Origin of the sequence: Streptomyces sp. NPDC052107, from assembly GCF_040680215.1 — a bacterium.
Lineage (GTDB): Bacteria > Actinomycetota > Actinomycetes > Streptomycetales > Streptomycetaceae > Streptomyces.
Genome location: NZ_JBFAWG010000216.1, coordinates 1 through 3517 on the forward strand (window position 1 = coordinate 1; position 3517 = coordinate 3517).

A 3517-nucleotide genomic window follows, 5' to 3' on the forward strand; every position below is an offset into this window, starting at 1 on the left:
CACCTCCACGCTCACGCAGCCCCGCCCAGGTGGGAAGAACCCGCACCGGACCCTACGGTTCCCATGGGATCGCTTAGCTGATTAGAGACGCTGCCGCCCGCAACCCGGTGCGCAGGAAGCGCAGGTGGAGGGGCCGCCGGCCGGGTGGATTCGAACACCGTGCCCGCACGGCAGGTCAGGCGGCGCGATAGTGCCGCCGCACAGGACGCCGGTCTGATCATTCCGGCGGTTTTGTCAGTGGCCGCTGCTACATCAATCCCCACAGCGCAGGCCGCAGCGGGCGGCCCGCCGCGATCGCTGCAAGGAGTTGGCGGTGGCGAAGGTGCCTGAGGGATACCACGTGGTGCGTCGGCACATCCGGCGCAATCCGCGCCCCAGCGGGAAGAAGCTCAGCGGCTGGACGGTCGCCGGACTGATTGCGGGGGTGTGGTTATGGAGCCAGCTGTTCGGGTTCGGTGAAGCGTCCACCCCCCACACGCCTGCCACTCCCAGCCCGTCGGTGTCGGCTTCTGCGGGCCGTTGATGGGACGGCCACGGCTGAAACTGCGTGCCCCGCGGGGGCGTGGCGAACAGCTGGCGGCGGCCGCGGTGGTGGCCGCCGCGGGGTGGATGCTGCTGAGGACGGCCGCCGTGCTGGGGCACGCGGCCCTGCGTGCCTGGCCGCTGACGGCCACCGTCCTGGCCACCGCCTTGGCCTACGGCGTCTGGCGGATGGCCCGGGCTGCCGCAGGACGGCGAACCAGGGCGGTGCTGCTGGCCCGGCTGCGGATCACACTGGAGGAGTTCGATGCCATGGACGACCGGCGGTTCGAGTACGCGCTGCGGGACCTGCTGATCAGAGACGGCTTCCACGCGCGACAGGTCGGCCGCGCCGGCGACCAGGGCGCCGACGTCATCGCCGAGCACCCTCGCCTGGGCCGCCTGGTCCTCCAGGCCAAACACACCGCGGTCGCCGCCCGCGTCGGATCCCACGTGACGTACCAGGTGAAAGGAACCGCTGGCCCCGTTCACCGCGCCGACATCGCTGTTGTCGTCACCAACGGCCACCTCACCCGCGATGCCAAAACCTGGGGCCAGCGTCACCACATCTATTGGGTCGACCGGGACCGGCTCGGCCAGTGGGCCCAAGACGGCATCCCGCTGCACCAACTGCTGCGGCTACCGGCCAGAGGGCGTCGCAGGAAATCCACCCGCCTGGCCCGAGGCGCATCGTCCTCCCCGTCGGCGACGAGCTGAGCCCATGGGGCAGCCGGGGCAGCCTTTCGAAGCCCGGCGAACTGCGCGAGCATCCCGGCTGACCCGGCACCTCTGCTCCGCTCCAGCCCGCCTGCAGACCCGGGCTGCCCCGATGCCCGGCACAGGGGTTGCCGCACCCGCTGCCGCTCCGGTTGCGCGTCTGTACGGTCTTCGGTGCAACTCCCGATCCACGTACGGACCGCGCCGTCTACCTGGGGCGGCGGCTCGCGGCAGCGGAACACACGGCAAGAGCAGGCAGGAAGAAGAAGCAGTGGAACACAGCGATCCGCCCACCCCCGCGGTGCCCCAGGTCGCCCGGCTGGTGGCACGCAGTGGGGAGCTGAAGAGCGAGCTGGTGGCCTTCGCGCACAGTCCGCGTTTTGCACGGCGGTTGGATGCCCGGCTCGAGGAGGCAGCGGACCGGCTCGGCTTCCTTAACGAGGCGATGGTCATCGGCACCATCGACCACTTCGTGCTGCAGCACCGGCTGGCGGACGGCTCGAGTGTTCTCGAGCGGTTTACGGCTCAGCGGCGGCCGCCGCTGGGCGGGGACGAGCGGGCGATGCTGCTCGGCTGGCGCGAGGTGGTGGAGGCAGTCTTCGAAGTACAGGGCTCTCAAGGGGATGCCGTCGTCCTGCACAACCTGCTCGATGACCTCCTCTACCGGGTCCACTCCAACCTGGGGCGGCGTGCCCTTGGCCAACTCCGTACCGGGATGTTCGTGGCCGGCCGCATCGTGCCCGTCCACCCCGACACCGACGCCTGGCTGGTCAGCGGCAACCTCACCACCTACCCGCCCGGCGACGGACCGCAGCTGGCCCAGGTTGCCGTCCAGACGCTGACGGCCCATCCGCAGCTGCTGCGCCGCAATCCCGACATGCTGCGCAAGGCCTGGCAGATGCAGGCCGAAGCCCGCGCCGACTTCATCGAGGTGTTCGGCACCGACCTGCTCGTCCTGGATGCCGGCGAGGCGCCCGTACGGATGCGGGAGTACCACCGTCACCGGCAGGAGAGGGCCCTGGCCGAACTCGATGACGAAGCCGCCGCTCAGGCGATGAACGGCAGGCCCTCCCTCGACGAGCTCAGCAGTCTGCCCGAAGAACTCTGCGATGCGGACACCGTCGCTGTGATCTTCGACGAGACCGAAGGCCTGTGCTATTACGCCGACTTCGGCCACCTTGATGCGCTGTTCACCGATCCCGCGCTGGCCCGTGACCGCACCTATCTGAGCCGGCTTAGGGAGTACCTGAACGACGACTCCGTCGCTCCGATGGTCATCCGCCGTCTGGTCCAGCGGCATCCCGACCATGCCGACGCCGTCTTCCGCGCACTCCTGCGCAAGCCCACCTTCGCCTGGGAGCGGGACGGGGAGGAGCTGCTGCGCCGCCGCAAGGCAGATCACTTCGCCCGCGAGCCCTTGCCCAGCCTCACTCCGGTCGGCGCCCGCCTCGCACAACTCCTGTGCGTGCAAGGGAAGAAGAGGCGATGAGGTCGACCGCCGCACTCGACGCCGTGGTCGAAGACGTGATCGTCGATGCCTATGACGAGTATGAACAGCTCGCCGCCTTCCAGGCGGTCATTGAGGACCGCCTGGCCCTGCTGTTCGCCACCGTCGTGCTCGGCATCCCCGTGACCGTCACCGCACTGCAGGACCGGCCCGGAAGCGGCATCGCCGCCTGGTGTAGACACGGCCGGCACGCTCAGGCGATCGGCATCCTCGATCTACCGCTGCCTGCCCCGGAGCCTGAGGGATGGGTCTGGGTGGAGGCGTACCGGCACTGGGCGTCCTGAAGCCGCCTACGCGCCGGGCCCTTCCTCGTGGCTGCCGCCCTGTGGGGCCGCCCAGGCCCTAAGGGCCGGGTGGAGATCTGGACTTCGCCGCCCACTCCTTCGGGGAGCCGGCGCGCCCCTGGGCCGAGGTGTCGCAAGGGGCGCCGCGCAGGACGGCTGCGGCGGGGAAAGTGCCCGCCTGGCGGATAGCGAGCGCCCGTAGCTTGCGGCACGGGCCACCACGCAAGGGTGCGGGCTCGCCGTGTTGAAGGCGATGGCGGACACGCACGCCGTCCAGGGCGACGTTCATCGCCGACAGGGCGATCCCGCCTCGATGGATGTGCGACATCCCGCGAGTTCCCCGGACCTCCGCTGAGCACTTGACCCTGTGGCCAGGGGGGTTCTTCCCCCCCGTCGGGGGTTGTGAACAGCTGCCGCGGAACAGCGTGCGAGTGTGTTCTGGCGCGGATGAGTGAGTGTTCGGGCTGTGGTGGGCGTACGGGGAACGATA

At 70.0% G+C, this 3517-nt stretch carries 3 protein-coding genes; all 3 read left to right on the forward strand.

Features of this window, described 5'->3' with window-relative positions; translation table 11 throughout:
• Positions 1-522 precede the first annotated feature (522 nt).
• The 3 genes from AB0M27_RS47010 (at position 523) to AB0M27_RS47020 (ending at position 3027) form a co-directional block, all read left to right on the forward strand.
• Positions 523-1236: a restriction endonuclease gene (locus AB0M27_RS47010; RefSeq protein WP_365732343.1), complete on the forward strand. Its 714-nt coding sequence runs from the start codon at positions 523-525 to the stop codon at positions 1234-1236.
• 271 nt (positions 1237-1507) lie between these two features.
• Positions 1508-2725, forward strand: coding sequence for a hypothetical protein (locus AB0M27_RS47015; protein ID WP_365732344.1), 1218 nt, complete (start codon positions 1508-1510; stop codon positions 2723-2725).
• Complete coding sequence (locus AB0M27_RS47020) at positions 2722-3027, forward strand: hypothetical protein (RefSeq protein ID WP_365732345.1); 306 nt, start codon at positions 2722-2724, stop codon at positions 3025-3027. The genes AB0M27_RS47015 and AB0M27_RS47020 overlap by 4 nt, the downstream gene beginning before the upstream one ends.
• Positions 3028-3517: the final 490 nt, after the last annotated feature.

What these genes read in the sequence shown, in the direction of transcription:
- AB0M27_RS47010 (WP_365732343.1), top strand. Translation starts at nt 523, where the DNA reads ATGGGACGGCCACGGCTGAAACTGCGTGCCCCGCGGGGGCGTGGCGAA.
- AB0M27_RS47020 (WP_365732345.1), top strand. Translation starts at nt 2,722, where the DNA reads ATGAGGTCGACCGCCGCACTCGACGCCGTGGTCGAAGACGTGATCGTC.